This window comes from Xenorhabdus hominickii (genome assembly GCF_002632725.1).
Lineage (GTDB): Bacteria > Pseudomonadota > Gammaproteobacteria > Enterobacterales > Enterobacteriaceae > Xenorhabdus > Xenorhabdus hominickii.
This window is the reverse complement of sequence record NZ_NJAI01000001.1, coordinates 867,077-887,396: the sequence shown is the minus strand read 5'-3', so window position 1 is coordinate 887,396 and position 20,320 is coordinate 867,077. Positions and strand designations below refer to the sequence as shown.

18 protein-coding genes and 1 other annotated feature are annotated in these 20,320 nt (G+C 42.7%); of the genes, 14 read left to right on the top strand and 4 right to left on the bottom strand.

What is annotated here, in order from left to right:
- Positions 1-60 precede the first annotated feature (60 nt).
- Positions 61-2,589, bottom strand: coding sequence for a peptidoglycan glycosyltransferase/peptidoglycan DD-transpeptidase MrcA (gene mrcA, locus Xhom_RS04040; protein WP_069317498.1), 2,529 nt, complete (start codon positions 2,587-2,589; stop codon positions 61-63).
- A 163-nt stretch (positions 2,590-2,752) separates the two neighbouring features.
- Here mrcA and pilM point away from each other — a divergent pair, with 163 nt between their 5' ends.
- The 11 genes from pilM to trpS all read left to right on the top strand — a co-directional run bounded on the left by pilM (position 2,753) and on the right by trpS (position 12,516).
- Entirely contained in the window at positions 2,753-3,601 is an 849-nt protein-coding gene (pilM, locus tag Xhom_RS04035) for a pilus assembly protein PilM (protein ID WP_069317497.1), read from the top strand.
- Complete coding sequence (locus Xhom_RS04030; RefSeq protein WP_084023197.1) at positions 3,601-4,149, top strand: PilN domain-containing protein; 549 nt, start codon at positions 3,601-3,603, stop codon at positions 4,147-4,149. Before pilM ends, Xhom_RS04030 begins: the two co-directional genes overlap by 1 nt.
- Positions 4,139-4,759, top strand: a complete 621-nt coding sequence (locus tag Xhom_RS04025) for a hypothetical protein (protein WP_069317495.1) — start codon at positions 4,139-4,141, stop codon at positions 4,757-4,759. The genes Xhom_RS04030 and Xhom_RS04025 overlap by 11 nt, the downstream gene beginning before the upstream one ends.
- Positions 4,756-5,856, top strand: a complete 1,101-nt coding sequence (locus tag Xhom_RS04020) for a secretin N-terminal domain-containing protein (RefSeq protein ID WP_084023195.1) — start codon at positions 4,756-4,758, stop codon at positions 5,854-5,856. The genes Xhom_RS04025 and Xhom_RS04020 overlap by 4 nt, the downstream gene beginning before the upstream one ends.
- 400 nt (positions 5,857-6,256) lie before the next feature.
- Positions 6,257-6,778 (top strand): shikimate kinase AroK, encoded by a 522-nt coding sequence (gene aroK / locus Xhom_RS04015; protein ID WP_069317494.1) that lies wholly within the window; start codon positions 6,257-6,259, stop codon positions 6,776-6,778.
- A gap of 45 nt (positions 6,779-6,823) precedes the next feature.
- A complete protein-coding gene (gene aroB, locus Xhom_RS04010) occupies positions 6,824-7,921 on the top strand; it encodes a 3-dehydroquinate synthase (RefSeq protein ID WP_069317493.1) in 1,098 nt (365 codons plus the stop codon).
- 267 nt (positions 7,922-8,188) lie between these two features.
- Positions 8,189-9,115, top strand: a complete 927-nt coding sequence (locus tag Xhom_RS04005) for an SPOR domain-containing protein (protein ID WP_069317492.1) — start codon at positions 8,189-8,191, stop codon at positions 9,113-9,115.
- Positions 9,116-9,200: 85 nt separating this feature from the next.
- A complete protein-coding gene (gene dam / locus Xhom_RS04000) occupies positions 9,201-10,019 on the top strand; it encodes an adenine-specific DNA-methyltransferase (RefSeq protein ID WP_069317491.1) in 819 nt (272 codons plus the stop codon).
- A 58-nt stretch (positions 10,020-10,077) separates the two neighbouring features.
- A complete protein-coding gene (rpe, locus tag Xhom_RS03995) occupies positions 10,078-10,755 on the top strand; it encodes a ribulose-phosphate 3-epimerase (RefSeq protein ID WP_069317490.1) in 678 nt (225 codons plus the stop codon).
- Positions 10,752-11,474, top strand: coding sequence for a phosphoglycolate phosphatase (locus Xhom_RS03990; RefSeq protein WP_069317489.1), 723 nt, complete (start codon positions 10,752-10,754; stop codon positions 11,472-11,474). Before rpe ends, Xhom_RS03990 begins: the two co-directional genes overlap by 4 nt.
- Positions 11,475-11,478: 4 nt before the next feature.
- The gene (trpS, locus tag Xhom_RS03985) at positions 11,479-12,516 is read left to right on the top strand and encodes a tryptophan--tRNA ligase (protein WP_069317488.1); all 1,038 of its coding nucleotides are present in this window, start codon (positions 11,479-11,481) and stop codon (positions 12,514-12,516) included.
- Positions 12,517-12,611: 95 nt separating this feature from the next.
- On the opposite strand, the gene Xhom_RS03980 is transcribed toward trpS, so the two are convergent.
- The 3 genes from Xhom_RS03980 to sodA all read right to left on the bottom strand — a co-directional run bounded on the left by Xhom_RS03980 (position 12,612) and on the right by sodA (position 15,614).
- On the bottom strand, positions 12,612-13,820 hold the full coding sequence (locus Xhom_RS03980; protein ID WP_069317487.1) for a TcdA/TcdB catalytic glycosyltransferase domain-containing protein: 1,209 nt from the start codon (positions 13,818-13,820) through the stop codon (positions 12,612-12,614).
- A 231-nt stretch (positions 13,821-14,051) separates the two neighbouring features.
- A complete protein-coding gene (gene yiiM / locus Xhom_RS03975) occupies positions 14,052-14,723 on the bottom strand; it encodes a 6-hydroxyaminopurine reductase (protein WP_069317486.1) in 672 nt (223 codons plus the stop codon).
- 264 nt (positions 14,724-14,987) lie between these two features.
- Positions 14,988-15,614 (bottom strand): superoxide dismutase [Mn], encoded by a 627-nt coding sequence (gene sodA, locus Xhom_RS03965; protein WP_069317484.1) that lies wholly within the window; start codon positions 15,612-15,614, stop codon positions 14,988-14,990.
- Between the two features lie 371 nt (positions 15,615-15,985).
- Between sodA and acs the strand changes: the two genes are divergently transcribed.
- From acs to actP, 3 genes are all read left to right on the top strand, one after another.
- Positions 15,986-17,941: an acetate--CoA ligase gene (acs, locus tag Xhom_RS03960; protein ID WP_069317483.1), complete on the top strand. Its 1,956-nt coding sequence runs from the start codon at positions 15,986-15,988 to the stop codon at positions 17,939-17,941.
- 233 nt (positions 17,942-18,174) lie between these two features.
- Positions 18,175-18,486, top strand: a complete 312-nt coding sequence (locus Xhom_RS03955) for a DUF485 domain-containing protein (protein WP_069317482.1) — start codon at positions 18,175-18,177, stop codon at positions 18,484-18,486.
- Positions 18,483-20,144 carry a cation/acetate symporter ActP gene (gene actP, locus Xhom_RS03950; RefSeq protein WP_069317481.1) on the top strand — a complete coding sequence of 554 codons (1,662 nt, stop codon included), beginning with the start codon at positions 18,483-18,485 and terminating at the stop codon, positions 20,142-20,144. Before Xhom_RS03955 ends, actP begins: the two co-directional genes overlap by 4 nt.
- A gap of 89 nt (positions 20,145-20,233) precedes the next feature.
- Positions 20,234-20,320: a sequence feature (5S ribosomal RNA rRNA prediction is too short), on the bottom strand.

Below are 20,320 nucleotides of genomic sequence, written 5' to 3'. Positions count from 1 at the left end.
GTCAGTTTCCTGACGGGGCTTTTTATCTGCGGTTATTTCCTATCCTAAAAGGAAAAGAAATCAGAACAGCTCTTGGCTTTCACCATTCTCAATAACTGTCGTTCCCGCTTCTGGTACGGCATATTCCGTTGGCTGAGTGCCTTCAATGAAATATTCCTTGCGAGTATATGCACCACCATTGGAAAGTTTGCCCGTCGCACGATCAATCGTAGCAGAAACAATACCTGCTGGTGGTTCCATTATTTTTTCCGGTACGCCTTCCAGTGCCACTTTCATGAAATCGTCCCAAATGGGCTGGGCCGTTTTCGCCCCACCTTCTCCTTTAAGGACAGGTGTACGCCCCAGACTTCTACTGTGATCATCGAAACCAATCCAGACTGTTGCCACCATATCTGGACCATAACCGGAAAACCAAGCATCTTTCGAGCTGTTAGTTGTTCCTGTTTTGCCGCCAATATCGCGGCGTTTCAAATCCCGGGCTGCACGCCAGCCAGTTCCCATCCAGCCTGATTCGCCAAAAATATTGGTATTCAGGGCATCATGAATCAGAAATGCCAGTGGCGTACTGATAACATGAGGAGCATATTGCTGCTCATCGCTGCTCATATTCAACGATACACTTTCCAGCTCAGATTGAGGCAAAGTCGGATCCTGAGGAACATTAGAGTGCGCCACATTTTCAATGGAGTCTTCCGACAATTCAATGGAGCGCGTGGTATCACCATAGATCACCGGAATGTTTTCACACTGTGGACAAGCAATTTTAGGCTTCGCTTCGAACAGTACTTTTCCTTCATCATTCTCAATTTTGTCAATGAAGTAAGGATCAACTAAATAACCACCATTCGCCATCACCGCATAACCACGTACTAATTGCATCGGTGTAAAAGAAGGCGAACCCAGCGCCAAAGATTCTGTACGTACCACGTTTTCACCCGGCAAACCAAAACGTTTCAGGTAATCAGCAGCATAATCAACACCCATCGCTCGCATGGCTCGTACCATGACCACGTTCTTGGATTGCCCCAACCCTTGTCGTAAGCGAACCGGACCATCATAAGTCGGCGGTGAGTTCTTCGGACGCCAATCTGTTCCTGCGCCCGCATCCCAACGGCTGATAGGGGCATCGTTGAGCAGGGATGCCAACGTCAACCCTTTGTCCATCGCAGCAGCATACAAGAATGGCTTGATGTTAGAGCCAACCTGGCGCAGTGACTGGGTAATCCGGTTAAATTTACTCAATTCAAAATTAAACCCACCAACCAATGCTTCTATTGCACCATTCATCGGATTGATGGAAACCAGCGCTGCGTTGACCTCCGGTAATTGTGCCAACCACCAGATATCATTGACTTTCCTGACCCAGACCTGTTCACCAACCCGAATCACTTCATTGACACTACGCGGAGCAGGCCCTTGCAGGTTATCAGTCTTAAACTGGCGCGCCCAGCGAACACCAGCCATCGTCAGCTCAATTTTACTGCCATCCGTCAAGATGACTTCTGCCTGATTTGCATTAGATTTAGTGACAACAGCAGGCAACAACGGGCCATATTTAGGCAAGGTTTTCAGCTTATCGATGATCTGAGTCTGGCTCCATGCAGGCTGACCAGCCGACCATAGCACTTCTTGAGCACCGCGATAGCCATGACGGACATCATAATCAATCACATTGGAACGAACAGCATCAGCCGCAGCTAACTGAGTCTTGCGCGTGATAGTGGTATAGACCTTATACCCATCCGTATAAGCGTTTTCGCCATAACGGTTAATCATCTCCTGCCTCGCCATTTCCGTCAGATAAGGGGCAGAAAACACAATTTGCGGAGCATGATAACGGGCCACCAACTTCTCATTTCGGGCTTCGTTATACTGCTGCTGGGTAATGTACCCCTCATCCAGCATACGTCCCAAGACAATATTACGGCGACTCACGGCACGTTCGTAGGAGTAAAGTGGGTTAAAAGTCGAAGGGGCTTTAGGCAATCCGGCAATCATTGCCATTTCACTCAACGTCAACTCATTGGCGCTCTTGCCAAAATAAACATAAGACGCTGCCCCGACACCATAGGCTCGGTTACCGAGATAGATTTTGTTGAGGTATAACTCGAGGATTTCATTTTTCGTTAGCAATTGTTCGATCTTAATCGCCAAAAACGCTTCTTTGGCCTTACGGATCAACGTCTTCTCCCGAGAGAGGAAAAAGTTTCTCGCCAGCTGCTGAGTAATAGTACTCGCCCCTTGGGACGCATGACCCGAAGTCATCACTACCGAAACCGCACGGATAACACCGATGGGATCAACACCGTGGTGTTCATAAAAACGGCTATCCTCCGTGGCAATAAAGGCTTTCACCATCAAGGGAGGCATTTCGGAGAGGGTTAGTGGCAAACGACGTTTTTCACCATATTGGGCTATTAATTCGCCATCAGCACTGAACACCTGCATCGGAGTTTGTAATCGGACATCCTTTAAAGTCGCGACATCGGGTAACTGCGGCTCGATATATTTGTACAAACCAAAAATCGAGGCGGTTCCCAATAAAATGCAAACAACAATAAGGATCAAAAAATACTTTATGAACTTCACCTGAAATTTCTCACGCCATGTTAATAGGGCAGTTTATAAACGATCAGTACATAGTATAAAGGACTGTGTGTAAAGGCTATACAGCACTATGAATATGACCTTTCAGTAACACAATTTCATGAATAATCACTTTTCATTAAATCGCAGATAGGGAGATCGCTACATGTATCCACCTAAATGGTATATCGGACTGGATATCCAAGATCATTACATTCGTGCTCTCGCAGCCATTAAACGCCGTGACGGTTGGCAACTTCGACATTGCTGGCAATATCGCTTACCAGACGACATTATTTCAGGAGGACGGCTACAAGAACCTGAAAAATTACTTCATATTTTAATGCAATGGCGGCCATTGTTACCTAAAAATATTAGCTTAAAATTCGCACTACCTGTTCAACAAACCTTACAACGACAGGTGACCTTACCCAACAATACAGCATTGCAGGAGCCTGAACTTGGCTGGTTTGTTCACGCAAATGCCGAAAAACAATTCCCTGTCAGTGACCTTGCATTGGACTATCGCATCCATAATCAGCAGGTTTGCATCAGCGCCACCCGACAAAAAGATCTCAACCTCTGGCTGAATTTGTTTGCGGATATGGATTTATCTCCTGACGCTATTGATATTTCCCCCTGTGCATTACGTTATGTTGCCAAACTTGCGGGCGTCCCTGATAACAGTTGGTTAATTCACAGGCGCACGGCGGACTGGTTATGGGTCGCTCCCGCCAGCCGTCCTTTTGGTTATGGCCTGATAGCTTCACAACCGCATCTCTGTCTGCCACAAGTCATCGGCCAATTACCCATGACACCAGAAACAGAAAGTGATGCCATTTATTACAGTGATGAAGAACAAACAACATCAGTAAAAACGATAACAGAGCCGACAAAATTGACCAATTGCTGGCAGATTTTGTCAGTATTCCACCACTATCAACCCCCCTTACCAGAAAAAATGAACGCGTTCATTATTGCCGCAGGGCTGGCAATCAGGCCGGATGACCAATAATGTATCAAGTTAATTTTTTACCTTGGCGCCAGAAAAAACTGAGACACAAATTCCACAAATGGACATTACTACTCGGTTTGCAAACCATATTGTGGGCAGCCACATTGGTGTTCATTTCTATGCAACAAATAACCCAAATTGGACAATATCGCAGACAATTAACGGAATTTGACCACCAATTTACTCAATTACAACAATCTATCAGGGACACATCTCAAGCAGTGCAACACCACCATCAATTGACGGAACAATTACGGAAAAAACAGGTAGTCATGGAACAGAATCAACGGTATTTGCAGTTATTTCGTCAACTTCCCCGCTTGTTACCGGAAAAAAGTTGGCTCACGGCATTTAGCGACGACAGCGGACAGTTGGTTTTTAACGCACGCAGCCAAAATTACGAAGATATTTCCGATTTGTTGAATAATCTGACAAACGGTAATTCTCTTATTGATGTACAACTGAAAAAAATGACCACGACTGAAGATCATCTCAAGGCCTTTACCATTGATGCAAACTGGTTGATGGGAGGTTCCAGTGAACAATAATTACCTTGAATGGTTTCATCGGCCTATGTGGCAATTACTGCTCTCACAGCAATTAATGGTCATTATTCCACTACTGCTGGGGTTCTATTTTTTTGTTTGGCAGGAGAAGCAGCATGAAATTTATACCCTCCAAGACAGCATCGGGGAACAAAAACACAATACAACGTTATCCCAACAACGGCTGACTGAGCTGCCATCCCTAACTGATATCCAACAGCAGATCCAGCGGATAACAGCAGAGCTAGGCCCAGATAGCTATCTTTCTACGCAGTCCGATCCCACACAAAATGTTTCACCACAAAATACGTTCTCCCCAAATGCCACCGTACTCAAACGGCTACATTTGCCACTAACTCACTCTGGTAGCCAACTCATGGAGTGGAAAAGCCAAAAAGAAAATGATCATGTTTTCTGGCATATCATGCTGTCACTAAACTATGACCAATTTCTCCATTTCCTGAGTGAAATTCAGCAATTGCAACCGCCGTTACTGATTAAACATCTCACGATTACCCCCGTTGATGATTGGCTGACTGTCCGTATCGTTTTGTCAGATATGCCTTTGCCAGAGATGGTGCCGTCAAATTCTGGCCATGAGGAGAAATCATGAATAGCCATTCTTTTATTCTGCTAATTGGTCTGTTAACACCAACCTTTGCTTTTTCGGGTGAGCCAATTTTTGACGACCTAGTTCCTGACGAACCCGTTTTTAACAAGCCAGTTTTTGACAAGCCAGTGAGAAATCCATTTCAACCGCCCATAACTCCAACAGAGGACGACGCTGACTTTTCCGCGACAGAGAGAGATGAACAAGAACAGGAGATCGAATATCAGGCGATTACCTTGAAATATGCTGATGCCGGAAAAGTAGCAGAACAGTTGCAGAAAAACCTTCCTGCCCTGCTGACCAAATGGGGGAAAGTTGAACACGATCCCTTAACCAATAGTTTAATATTGGAAGATAAGTTTGATGCCATTACCCGTATCAAAAACTGGCTGAAAGAAGTCGATACACCTCAGCAGCAAGTACAGCTTACTGCCCATATTGTTACCAGCAGCAGGGAAGCCCTGCATGAATTGGGAATTCATTGGGGGATGTCCGCAGACCCACAAAATCGGGCACTGGGATTAAACCGTTTGAATCTACATCAACCTGCGGGCCATCAACACCATAAACTGATACTGAATGCCGCCCGCATCCATGCAAACCTGCTGGAAATGGAGCTTAGTGCGCTGGAGCAGGAAAACCAGCTCGATATCATTGCCAGCCCACGGCTAACAGCCTCACACCAGCAACCCGCAAGTATCAAACAGGGTTCTGATATTCCTTATGTCGTTCAAGACAAAGACAAAACGACAATCCAGTTTAAAGAAGCGGTATTAGGCATGGAAGTGACACCACACATTTTGCGGCAGGGAAAAATCCGTCTTGCACTGAAAATCAGCCAGAACGCGCCCGGTTTTCCCATTAGTCAGGGAGGAAATGAAAATCTAGCCATTGATAAACAGGAAATCATGACACAAGTTACAGTCAGAGATGGGGAAACCCTGATCCTAGGCGGTATTTTTCAACAGAAAAAAGGCGCGAGTCTGCAAAAAGTCCCTTACCTATCAGATTTGCCGGTATTGGGTTCATTATTTAACCAAAAAGGAGAACAACACAGCCGCAGGGAGCTAGTAATTTTTATTACACCCCCAATTGACTGATATTTAACCAAATAAAAAATACCACATTAATATCAGTGTGTTGTTGAAAGAAAATATGCTTTTTTTACTCGATTTACTACTAATTTCCTTAATATGACCTGTTTATGGATTTGACGCTGAGAGTAATTTAGCATACAAGGATTATCTAATTGAGTGAGCAGGTCTAACATCACAAGTAGGAGTCTATACCCAATAGGCTCTCAATCAGCCAATAAAAGCATGAGCCAGTTGATAGAAGCTCGTGTCAGATTTATATAGTTGCAATATAGGTTGATGTGCTGAGATAATTTTCCTATCTGATCTCACATTCTCACTCATGAGGTTTCAGTTTAGGTCCCGCGGCTAATCTGATTGGCGGGGCGGGTTATCATTAACAAATAGTCTTAGTAATACCAAAAACATGGCAGAGAAACGCAATATCTTTCTGGTTGGGCCTATGGGTGCCGGCAAAAGCACTATTGGTCGTCAGTTAGCTCAGCAACTCAATATGGAGTTTTACGACTCTGATCAAGAAATTGAGCGACGTACCGGAGCTGACGTGGGCTGGGTATTTGATGTGGAAGGCGAAGACGGCTTCCGCGACCGCGAAGAAAAAATAATTAACGAACTGACTGAAAAACAAGGCATCGTATTGGCGACCGGAGGGGGTTCAGTTAAATCAAAAGAAACCCGCAATCGTCTGTCTGCCCGTGGTGTGGTCGTCTATTTAGAAACAACCATCGAAAAACAGTTAGCTCGTACCCAGCGCGATAAAAAACGCCCTTTACTTCAAGTTGATGCACCTGTACGCGAAGTTTTAGAAAATTTGGCTGATGAGCGTAATCCTCTTTACGAGGAAATTGCTGACGTGACTATTCGTACGGATGAGCAAAGCGCCAAAGTCGTCGCTAACCAAATCATTGAATTATTGGAAAAAAACTGATTATAGCGAGCCCGCACTGCGGCAAACGATAAGGCGAAAGCTGATATGGAACAAGTGACTGTTGCGTTAGGTGAAAGAAGCTACCCAATTACCATAGCCGAAGGGCTATTTTCTACTAGTGAGGCATTCAAGCCCCTGCAAGCTGGTCAACAGGTCATGATAGTGACCAACGAAACGTTGGCACCCCTGTATCTTGAACAGGTGAAAGCAACATTGCAGGAGATGGATCTTCAGGTAAATGAGGTCATCTTACCTGACGGTGAACAGTACAAATCACTTTTTGTGCTCAATGACATTTTTTCCGCATTATTGGAAAAAAATCATGGTCGTGACACAACACTTATCGCTCTTGGTGGTGGTGTAATCGGTGATATGACGGGATTTGCCGCTGCCAGTTATCAACGCGGCTCCCGTTTTATCCAAGTGCCCACCACGCTACTTTCTCAGGTTGACTCTTCTGTTGGCGGAAAAACGGGAGTCAACCATCCTCTCGGCAAAAACATGATAGGTGCCTTTTACCAGCCCGCTTCTGTTATTGTCGATCTCAATTGTCTGAAAACATTACCTGCTCAAGAGTTGCACGCAGGTCTGGCTGAAGTTATCAAATACGGCATCACTCTGGATGGCGAGTTCTTTAGCTGGCTTGAAGACAATATAGATAAATTGCTGGCCCTCGACAGCCAAGCAATGGCTTATTGCATTCGTCGCTGCTGTGAACTCAAAGCATTAGTTGTGGCCGCCGATGAGCAAGAACGTAGTGGGGTGCGGGCACTGTTAAACCTCGGTCACACCTTTGGACATGCGATTGAGGCTGAAATGGGTTATGGCGTCTGGCTGCATGGTCAGGCTGTCGCTGCCGGTATGGTAATGGCAGCACGGGCATCTGAACTTGTCGGCACATTTTCAAGTCAGGATACCCAGCGCATTATCCGCTTACTAGAACGGGCAAAATTACCTGTTAATGGCCCAAAACAAATGCCTCCGGCTGCCTATTTACCCCATATGATGCGCGATAAAAAAGTTGCTGCGGGAAAATTGCATCTGGTATTGCCTACGGCTATTGGAGAAGCAAAACTCCGTTCTGATATTGGGAAGGACGTTATTTTAGACGCCATTCGTCAATGTCTGCCATCCACCAGCTAAATACACGATAATGCCCAATGGCAGATTTTAATCTACCGCTCTGCGATGGATGAAAATCGCCAGCAAAGTAGTAAGTTAGACGCTGAATGAGATCTCAGAATATGGCAAAATTTACGCTGAGAATAAAAGCTGAATAATGAAGCATTATCTGGCTGTTATGCTATAAAATATCTACATTAACAGATAGAGCATTATCGTTTTTAGTTAGGTCAGACTGCCAAACCTGTTAAATAATAATTGGCAGTATTATCTCTGCTGGGAGGGCATATGGACGAATTAAAATCAGAAAACAAACAAAAAACAGAAAACGAATTTAAACCCGACACATCCGATCGCCGCCCTTCGCGATCCCGCAACCAATCTAATTCCCCCAAACTGGCAATTTCCCGCCAGCAAATGATGATCGGTATTGGGATTCTGGTGCTTTTACTGCTGATTATTGCCATCAGCTCTGCCTTAAAATCACCCACTGCGCATGAAAAACAGCAAGCTTCAAGCTCGATCGAAAAGGGAATTAACCTTTCAGGCTCATCTTCGAGTTCTCCCAACAACCAAGGTTTTGAGCAGGGAGAGCAGCCCATATCTCCAAACCAATCTATACCTGAAACACATGAAATCAGCCCACAGCCAATTAAAGATGCACCAAGCAATGATGTTCCTCCGGCAACAGAAATGGGGGGCTACAATCAGCGTATAGAATTACCCGGTGATATTTCTGATGCTTTGAATCAACAACAGAGTAGCATTGATAATTCAGTGCAAAAAAAACTGGTCCCCCCCCCTGTAAAACCAGCACAACCAACGGTCACCCCGCCAGTTGAACAGAAAAAACCTGAGAAAATTTCACCACCAAAAATAGAACATAAAGTAAGAGAAGAAAGTCAGGTACATAAAAAGAATGTAGCTGATACAAAAGTAGACTTGCTTAAAGCACCTTCAAACCGATTCACACTCCAATTGAGTAGCGCTAGCCGATCTGATACCTTAACTGCTTTCGCAAAAAATAATAACCTTGTAAATTACAAAGTTTATCAAACGAAACGCGATGGTAAAACATGGTTTATTTTGATCCACGGTAACTACAATTCAATTTCTGATGCCAAAAACGCCATTTCCTCACTTCCCGCGGACGTTCAGGCCAAAAAACCATGGGTCAGAAAACTACAACAGGTTCAGCAAGATCTGAAAAAATAAAACTATTTTGATTAGGCGCTGATATGCTGTCCTAAACAGAGTACAATCTGCGACTCTGAAATTATTGAATAGCTAATTTGACGGCATGAAAAAAAAACGCGCTTTCTTAAAATGGGCCGGTGGAAAATACCCCTTGGTGGATGACATTAAACGTCATCTGCCAGAGGGCGATTGCTTGATTGAGCCATTTGTTGGCGCAGGCTCGGTATTTCTGAATACCGATTATGATTCTTACATTTTATCAGATATCAATAATGATCTGATCGATCTGTATGACACCGTAAAATCTCGTGCGGATGAATTTATTAATCATGCCCGTCCATTATTCTCAGCGGAATTCAACACCGCTGAAAACTTCTATCGTCTGAGAGAAGAGTTCAACAAAAGCAAAAATCCCTTTCGTCGCAGTATGTTGTTTCTTTACCTCAACCGTCACTGCTATAATGGCCTTTGCCGATATAATTCACGGGGTGAGTTTAACGTTCCTTTCGGACGCTATAAAAAACCTTATTTTCCTGAAAATGAGCTTTATTGGTTTGCAGAAAAAGCCCGGAAAGCCACGTTCATCTGCCAACATTACGAAATCACACTCAATAATGCACCAAAAGGCTCGGTGGTTTATTGTGATCCCCCGTATGCCCCGCTTTCGGCAACAGCTAATTTTACGGCCTACCATACAAATAGTTTTAACCTCAACGATCAGGAAAATCTGGCTCGGATCGCTTATTATCTCGCGTCTCAAGAAGGTATTCCGGTACTCATATCCAACCATGACACACCGATGACACGGGAATGGTATCATCAGGCGTCTCTTCACATCGTTAAAGTCCGCCGGACAATAAGCCGAAATATTCTTGCACGCAGTAAAGTTGATGAACTTTTGGCGTTATACTGCCAGAAGTGATTGAGGTTTCCTGCCCCTGAAATAATGGGGATAAGACAATGAATTGGAGAAGATAATAATGAAGAAAAATTTTCTGATTGCCCCATCCATTCTATCAGCAGATTTTGCCCGCTTAGGTGAAGATACCGCAAAGGTACTGGCAGCAGGTGCTGATGTTGTACACTTTGATGTTATGGATAACCATTATGTGCCCAATCTGACCATTGGGCCAATGGTCTGTCAGGCACTGCGTGATTATGGCATCATGGCCCCCATTGATGTCCATCTGATGGTAAAACCTGTTGATCGTATTATCCCCGATTTTGCCAAAGCTGGTGCAACCTATATCACTTTCCATCCCGAAGCGAGTGAGCATATCGACCGCACCCTGCAACTTATCAAGGAACATGGTTGTAAAGCGGGCTTGGTTTTTAACCCAGCTACACCTCTCAGCTATCTTGATCATGTTCTAGATAAACTGGATGTGATCCTGCTGATGTCCGTTAACCCTGGTTTCGGCGGTCAATCTTTCATACCTGAAACGTTGAATAAACTGCGTCAGGTTCGCAAGATCATTGATGACAGCGGATACGATATCTTTCTTGAAGTTGATGGCGGCATCAAACCCAATAATATTGCCGAAGCAGCTCAGGCGGGCGCTGATATGTTTGTTGCTGGCTCTGCCATTTTCAGCCAGCCAGATTATAAAGCGGTTGTTGATGAAATGCGCCGTGAATTAGCAAAGGTAGCAAAATGATAAGTCATGCAGCGAAAGAGATCCGTGCCATTGCGTTTGATTTAGATGGCACATTGGTAGATAGTGCTGGCGGTCTGGCTGATGCCTTGGATCAGGCCCTGATAGCCAAAGGCTTCCCAGCAGCGGGCAAAGAGCATGTTGCTGTTTGGGTGGGTAACGGTGCTGATATCATGGTTGAACGTGCATTGAAATGGGCTGGTGCAGAACCCTCTCCTGAATTGCAGCGTGAAATGCGCAAACTGTTTGATGCGTTTTATGAAACTAGCGTAACCACAGGCAGCAAACTATTTCCCCACGTAAAAGAAACACTGGCAGCATTGGCAAAACACAATTTGCCCATGGCGATTGTCACTAATAAACCAACACCTTTTATTGCTCCATTGCTGGAATCATTGGGTATCAGTGAATACTTTTCATTAGTATTGGGAGGGGATGATGTTAAAGAGAAAAAACCGCATCCCTGTCCACTATACCTAACAATGGGCATGTTTGGTTTACATAAAGAAGAATTGCTTTTTGTCGGCGATTCCCGTAATGATATTTTGGCGGCACAGGCGGCTGGTTGCCCTTGTGTTGGCTTAACCTATGGATATAACTATGGGAAATCAATAACATTAAGCCAACCAAATTATATATTAGATAATTTTCCGGATTTACTCCCGACTATTGGACTATCCACTTTGAAACTATCGTCCTCTTTGAAAAGACAGGAAGCGTAATAAGATGAATGAACCCACTGTAATGAAACCAAACTCCCAAAAACCCATTGTTTTCAGCGGCGCGCAACCCTCCGGTGAATTGACCATCGGTAATTATATGGGGGCATTACGTCAGTGGGTTAAAATGCAGGATGAATATGATTGCATCTACTGCATTGTTAACCAGCATGCCATTACTGTGCGCCAAGATCCCAACGAACTGAAAAAACGCACACTGGATACGCTGGCACTCTACCTCGCCTGTGGAGTTGATCCAAAGAAAAGCACTATCTTCGTTCAGTCCCATGTTCCACAGCATTCTCAATTGAGCTGGGTGCTTAACTGTTACGCCTATTTCGGTGAACTCGGTCGCATGACTCAGTTCAAGGATAAATCTGCCCGCCATGCAGAAAACATCAACGCAGGCCTGTTTGATTACCCTGTTCTGATGGCAGCAGACATTCTGCTTTATCAAGCCAATCAGATCCCTGTAGGTGTTGATCAAAAGCAACACCTTGAACTGACCCGTGATTTGGCACTGCGCTTTAATGCCCTTTACGGTGATATTTTCACTATACCAGAGCCATTTATTCCAAAAGGTGGTGCTAAAGTGATGGCATTACAAGATCCTACCAAGAAAATGTCGAAGTCAGATGATAACCGTAATAACCTCATCGCCCTGCTGGAAGATCCAAAATCCGTTGCCAAGAAAATCAAACGCGCAGTGACAGATTCAGAAGAGCCACCTCGCGTATGTTATGATCTGGAAAACAAGCCAGGAGTTTCCAACTTGCTGGATATTCTTGCTGGTGTGACCGGAAAAACTATCTCTGAATTGGAAACTGAGTTTGAAGGCAAAATGTACGGTCATTTGAAAGGTGCTGTTGCTGATGCAGTATGTGAAATGCTGACAGGTTTGCAGGAACGTTTCCATCATTTCCGTAATGATGAAGCATTACTTAACCAAATCATGGCAGAAGGGGCAGCCAAAGCACAAGCTCGAGCCCAAGCAACTTTAGACAAAGTTTATGAAGCGGTCGGGTTTATTGCTCATCCACAATGATTTGAACACAACAAAAATATAAATATTGTTATGAATGCCAAAGGGAACCAATAAGTCCCCTTTGGCACATTTTAGTGTTAATTTTTTTATTCTTTTCATGACCATTTTAATTTTTTTAATAGTTTAATCATCTCATGATTAGTCAAACTCATGTTCGTTGATAAAGTAAATTCTGTATCAACATGAAAAATATCACGATCTTTTTCTCTGAATACTTTAGGTTCTCTCCAATTTCCACAAGCATCAACCTTTTTAAAATAACGACTTCCATTTTTTTCAAACCTAAAATTAACAGAAGGTCTCCGATCGCCAGGTATTCTATTTTTATCAATATTATTTAAATGTTCTTTATATATATCAGGCCCAGTATTACTACAAGCAGCTTCAAAACGAAATTCTGGAATTACTCTTGATGCAACCCATGTATCTTTTCTTCCATTCGGATATTTTTTACTTGGATCATAATTAATCTCATTATTTCGATTCAGAGTAACAGATTCACTTGGGTTAGCCAGATTTAACAACTTAATTTGCTTGGTCGGGTGAAGTAGATTAGTGGAATGATTCGTTCGTCTTGAAGATGATGATCTGGTTTCATCTGCACTTTTGTAGATAGGTATTTTTGTTAAATCAAATTTATTATTAGCAATTCTTAGAATAGTTAAGATCTCTTTCGACTTAGCAGGAGCTGCAATAATAGCATTACCACCAAAGTTATTATCTTTCCATTCATCTCCTCTCACATTACCGAAAGAAATTCCTAATGGAGCATCAATATATCTAAATTTAGCCTCTCTATAAATAACAGTAAGATCCGTTTTTTCTAATTGCACATCAGCATCTAAATAAATACCTCCTTCAGCATACAAAATAACAAGGCGGGCAATATCACTAGCCAACGCATAATTTTGAAAATGTCCATTTATATTGCGATAAAACATAGATTCTAAAGTAAGAAAACGCTCACTAGATGACCTAAGAACATCAGAAACCTCTGCTATTTCTCTGATAAAAAAAGAATTAAGGCTAATTTTACCTATACTATTATCATAATCTTTAGCAACATTTCTTCTTAATTTATCAAATTCACATCCAAACAGATCTCCCACATTTACTTCTTTTCCTGAAAATGAAATTTTTTCTATCATTTCATTAAATGCTTTAGTTATTAATGATTTATTTATTACCCATAAATTAATTTCAAACCCAGGATTTTCCATTTTCATTACAATAATATTCATCATGAGTTTTTTTGGTACATTATTACCGACCCAGAAATAGTGAATTTTATTCGGTATATTCATAAAACCTCTCATTATCATATAATATTTAACAATTTAATTAAATTAACATATTATCTCAGCAAGATTAAAATAAGTTTACTTTTCTATTTCAACAAAATGGATTCATGTTTTCAGGAAACGACGCTGAAAATTAAAATATTATTTCCTTAACTAGGCGATAAAAATGACTATAACATAAATTCTGTTATCGTTTGCTATGATTTAATAATGTATTTCTTTATAAAAGATATTTTATTTCCCAAATAAACGACGATTAAAGTTCTCAATTTTCCCATGTAATCTCCGCTTTTGCATCGTCTGGTTCCAACTGGCAGATAACCCCGCAGCTCCCATTAAACGACGGTATTCTTCCTCATCAAATGGGTTATGAAAAGCGATGGATATGGCTTCTTTAACAGAAATATCACTATTACGGCTTAATAACTTTATCGGCTCGCCAGCACTGACAAAACCTGAAGAAATAACCCTATATAACCAACCACAATATCCACTCTCTTGCATCATGACAGAAAAGTTATCAATTCCTGTAATGCGGTTAAGCTTGTAACAAGGTGAGCGTGGCTGTGTCACCTGAATCAAGGTTTCTCCCCATTGGAAAATATCTCCAATATATACGTTTTCTTCCGTCATACCTTCCGTTGATATGTTCTCACCAAACAGTGGAGATACAAATAGTTCCATTAATTCAGTAAATTGCCTTTTCCAAACTAGATAGTGTTCCCTTGGGTAGTGGCAAAGCGCACGATCAGGACCACCATGAAAACGAGTTTCCGCCTGTTCATCTCCTTCAAGGCCAAGAGAGGTAAGCTTTAGGCGCCCATTCACAACTAACTTGTTAATTGCACTGGCGCCTAACTCCTCTGATGAGGCGATTTTGCCTCTATAAACTTGTGAGTAATACATTTTATTTCCTCTCAATGAACTATTGATGACGGCTGAAGTACTACTTTGGCATAATAACCAAGATTATCGAACAATAAAAATGCCGGCCACAGACATGGCCGGCACAATAAGGAAATATCCCCGTCGTCTTTCAAGTGGCGACACTTTGTTGACTACGCTCATTCACCCCAGTCACGTTGTTATAAACATAGAGTTAGCTATGCTTCTGGAGAGCTGGTCCCAAGACATAAGTGCTGCATCTTGAAATCCAGTGGGTATAAATAATTATTTCGTTTTTTCTACGTAGCGCTTTGTTGCCTCATCCCAATTCACAACATGCCAGAATGCCTTAATATAGTCAGGGCGACGATTTTGATATTTCAGGTAGTAAGCATGTTCCCATACATCTAAACCTAAGATAGGATAGCCAGAAGCCCCTGTGATTTCTTCACCCATTAATGGGCTGTCCTGATTGGCGGTCGAAACAACAGCAAGTTTGCCATCTTCTTTCAGCACCAACCATGCCCAACCAGAACCAAAACGAGTCGCAGCCGCCTGCTCGAATTTCTCCTTAAAACTATCAATACTCCCAAAGTCACGCTCAATAGCGGTTTTCAAAATACCACCCAAAACTGTGTCTTTTTTTAAGCCTTTCCAAAATAAGCTGTGGTTTGAGTGTCCACCCGCATTGTTACGAACGAAAGCACGCTTATCAGCCGGAATTTTATCGAGCTGTTGGATGAGATCATCAATATCCAGTTTGATTAATTCAGGGAAAGCTTCCAGAGCGTTATTTGTGTTAGTCACATAAGTCTGGTGATGTTTAGTATGATGAATTTCCATCGTTTGTTTATCAAAATGAGGCTCTAGTTCATCATAAGAGTAAGACAGAGAAGGCAGTGAATAGCTCATGTTTATCTCCAGTTGTTTAGAATATATAAAACTCACACCTTGTGAACAGCATGGATTATTATAGTGATCAAAACAACAATGAAAATGATTATCAATTCCATATTGTCACTATGGTTTCCATTATGTGTCCACATTTCATGCTTATTCTGGAGTAACCATCTATAAAACAAAAATAATTTAAAAGATTAACCTAACAATAAATAAATTATCATTATTTAGTTTTATATAAATGTGATGTATTAAATGATCATTCCATAAAATTTATTCTCTTTATTGCGTGATCTTCCGCGCAAAAAAGAAACAAAAATTCTTCTTACACTTCAGTTAACTTTGTTTTGACATAATATTAACAATTGCAAGGAGATAAAAATATGACTCAAATAATCAAGCACCCTATTCCTGCTGACGTCGCAGAAACGGCCCTGATAAACAAGCAACAATACCTACACGACTATCAATGGTCACTACAAGATCCCGAAGGCTTCTGGGGTGAGAAAGGTAAGATAGTGGATTGGATAAGGCCCTATACTAAGGTCAAAAATACGTCTTTTGATCCTGGACATATCAGCATCCGCTGGTTTGAAGATGGTACCTTAAATTTAAGCGCTAACTGCCTTGATCGCCATTTACAAGAACGTGGTGATCAAACCGCTATTATCTGGGAAGGAGATAATCCCGCAGAATCACGACATGTTACGTATCGCGAATTACATCATGATGTCTGCCAATTCTCCAATGTGTTGAGAAAATTGGGCATCAAAAAAGGGGATGTCGTTGCTATCTATATGCCAATGGTGCCAGAAGCTGCCGTTGCAATGCTAGCTTGTGCCCGTATCGGAGCAATCCATTCAGTGATTTTTGGTGGCTTCTCGCCTGATGCTATCGCTGGCAGAGTTATCGACTCGAATGCCAAGCTTATTGTCACCGCAAATGAGGGTTTACGCGCTGGCCGAACAATTCCATTGAAAAAAAATGTCGATGAGGCACTAAGCAACCCAGCGGTGGCAAGTGTCACTAATGTAGTTGTCTTTAAACGTACTGAGAACACTAAACATTGGCATGATGGCCGTGATTTGTGGTGGCACGAATTAATCAAGAGTGTCAGTCCAGATTGCCCTGCTGAAGAGGTCAATGCCGAAGATCCTCTATTCATTCTGTATACCTCCGGCTCAACAGGGAAACCGAAAGGGGTTCTGCATACGACGGGTGGTTATCTGGTCTATGCCTCTTTGACTTTCAAATACACATTTGATTATCACGTGGGGGAGGTTTATTGGTGTACGGCCGATGTAGGCTGGGTAACCGGGCATAGTTATTTGCTATATGGGCCACTATCCTGCGGTGCGACGACCTTAATGTTTGAAGGAGTTCCCAACTACCCTGATGTCAACCGCCTAAGTCAGATTATTGATAAACATCAGGTTAATATTCTCTATACGGCACCAACTGCCATCAGAGCATTAATGGCCGAAGGCGATAACGCCATAAAAGGAACTAAACGCACTTCATTGCGCATCATGGGGACGGTTGGTGAGCCAATTAATCCAGAAGCATGGGAGTGGTATTACAAAAAGATAGGTAACAGTAAATGCCCTATTGTGGATACATGGTGGCAAACCGAAACAGGTGGCTTCATGATTACGCCACTACCCGGTGCGATCGACCTTAAAGCAGGTTCCGCGACTTTACCATTTTTCGGTATCAGCCCGGCATTAATCGATAATTCAGGAGAAATCTTAGAAGGCGAGAGTGAAGGCAATCTTGTCATTACTGCTTCCTGGCCAGCACAAGCTCGAACGTTGTATGGCGACCATGAACGTTTTGAACAAACCTATTTCTCCACTTTTAAAGGGATGTATTTCAGTGGTGATGGTGCTCGACGTGATGAGGATGGCTATTACTGGATCACTGGCCGCGTCGATGATGTCCTGAATATTTCAGGTCATCGGTTGGGAACCGCAGAAATTGAATCTGCGCTGGTTGCTCATCCCAAAATCGCAGAAGCTGCCGTTGTTGGCATTCCTCACAAGATCAAAGGACAAGCTATTTATGCTTATGTCACGCTCAATCACGGTGAAGAACCCTCTCCAGATCTTTATACCGAGGTCAGAAATTGGGTACGCAAAGAAATAGGCCCAATCGCAACACCAGATATCCTGCACTGGACCGACTCTCTGCCTAAAACGCGTTCCGGAAAAATTATGCGGCGTATTTTGCGTAAAATCGCTTCCGGAGATACGAGTAATTTAGGTGATACCTCCACATTGGCCGATCCAGGGGTGGTCGAAAAATTGCTGGAAGAAAAGCAATCCTTAAGTATGTCGTAATATGCCCAATAAATTTCAAGTTCCAACTAACAAAAGTAGCAACTTAAAAAGTGAGTATAGCCTTGAAAAGTAAATAGTAACCGCCGCCGAAAGGCGGCTTGAATGGCATATCACCAAACTATACATGAGGTGACTAATGGCCATGAGCTCTCCATATACGACTATTCCTTATCAGTGACACCCCATAATGTGGCTCAAGGTGTGTCGTTTAAAATCAACAAGGAGATACTCTGATGAATGCCGACATTTATCAAGAGATTGAAAATAACCCTCGCTTCAAAGAATTGGTTGAGAAGCGAGGGCGCTTTGCCAGGTTGTTATCCATCATGATGTTAGTACTTTATGTGGGTTTCATTTTCCTGATTGCCTTTGCTCCTGAGTGGCTTGGAACGCAGCTCTATGAAGGTACAAGTATAACTCGAGGTATTCCTGTAGGTGTCGGTATCATTTTAATTTCCTTCATCCTGACGGGGATCTACGTATTCAGAGCAAATGGTGAGTTTGATCATCTGGAAGCAACGATTATCAGTGAGGTGAGAAAATGAAAAAAATCGTATTGTCAGCAATACCTTTATTTTCCTTTCTCTTTCCCACCTTAGCTCAAGCAGATGCCATTTCCGGTAATGTAGAAAAGCAGCCTTTGAATATTCAAGCAATTGTCATGTTTTTATTATTCGTCGGGTTAACGCTATGCATTACTTATTGGGCTTCCAAAAGGACTATTTCACGCTCAGATTATTATACCGCTGGCGGACGTATTACTGGTTTTCAAAATGGTATGGCAATTGCCGGTGACTATATGTCAGCCGCCTCTTTTTTGGGGATTTCAGCGTTAGTTTATACCTCTGGCTACGACGGACTGATCTATTCCATTGGTTTCCTCGTCGGCTGGCCAATTATTCTGTTCCTGATCGCTGAACGATTGAGAAACCTCGGCCGTTACACATTTGCTGATGTTGCGTCTTATCGATTGAAACAGAGCCCCATTCGTACTTTGTCCGCAATAGGCTCACTGGTTGTTGTTGCGTTATATCTGATAGCCCAAATGGTTGGAGCAGGAAAGCTTATCGAATTGCTATTCGGATTGAATTACCACATCGCAGTTATTCTGGTTGGTATTTTAATGGTGCTGTATGTACTGTTTGGCGGGATGCTAGCAACAACCTGGGTTCAGATTATCAAAGCAGTTCTGTTACTGGCTGGGGCGACATTTATGGCTTTGATGGTCATGAAATCTGTAAATTTCAATTTTGATACTTTGTTTAAAGAAGCCATTGCCGTTCATGCTAATGGCCCTGCGATCATGAAACCTGGTGGTTTGGTATCTGACCCCATATCTGCGCTTTCTTTAGGATTGGCGTTAATGTTCGGTACTGCCGGATTGCCACATATCATTATGCGATTCTTTACTGTCAATGATGCCAAAGAAGCCCGCAAAAGTGTTTTCTATGCCACTGGTTTTATAGGCTACTTTTATATACTAACGTTCATTATCGGGTTCGGTGCAATTTTATTAGTCAGTGGCAATCCTGTGTTCAAAGATACTACTGGGACATTAATTGGTGGTACGAATATGGCCGCAGTCCATCTAGCAAGTGCTGTGGGCGGTGATTTTTTCCTCGGCTTTATCTCTGCCGTCGCGTTTGCCACCATTTTAGCGGTTGTTGCCGGACTAACATTAGCAGGAGCCTCAGCAGTTTCCCATGATCTCTATGCCAATGTGATTAAACAGGGTCAGGCTAATGAACGTGATGAGCTAAAAATCTCCAAAATTACCGTCGTGATTCTGGGAGTTGTTGCTATTGGATTGGGCATTTTGTTCGAAAAACAAAATATTGCCTTTATGGTCGGCTTAGCTTTCTCCATCGCAGCAAGCTGTAATTTCCCGATTATTTTACTGTCGATGTACTGGAGAAAACTGACTACACGAGGCACTCTGATTGGTGGATGGTCAGGATTGCTGACAGCGGTTGTATTAATGATCTTAGGTCCAACGATTTGGGTCAGTATTCTTGGCCATGAAAAGCCAATCTATCCTTATGAGTATCCTGCACTGTTTTCCATGTTTATCGCCTTCATAGGAGCTTGGTTATTCTCTATAACCGATAAATCACAACAAGGTCAACAAGAAAGGGCAATGTTCCGCAATCAATTTATTCGTTCACAGACAGGGGTTGGAATAGAACAGGGAAAAGCACATTAATTGTTTAAGTTGTAAACATTAAAAACCCCAAACGCCAAAAAGCCATCCGGAACCGGATGGCTTTGGGGCAAAAGTGTTGTCTGGCAGTTCCCTACTCTCACATGGGGAGACCCCACACTACCATCGGCGCTACGGCGTTTCACTGCTGAGTTCGGCATGGGGTCAGGTGGGACCAC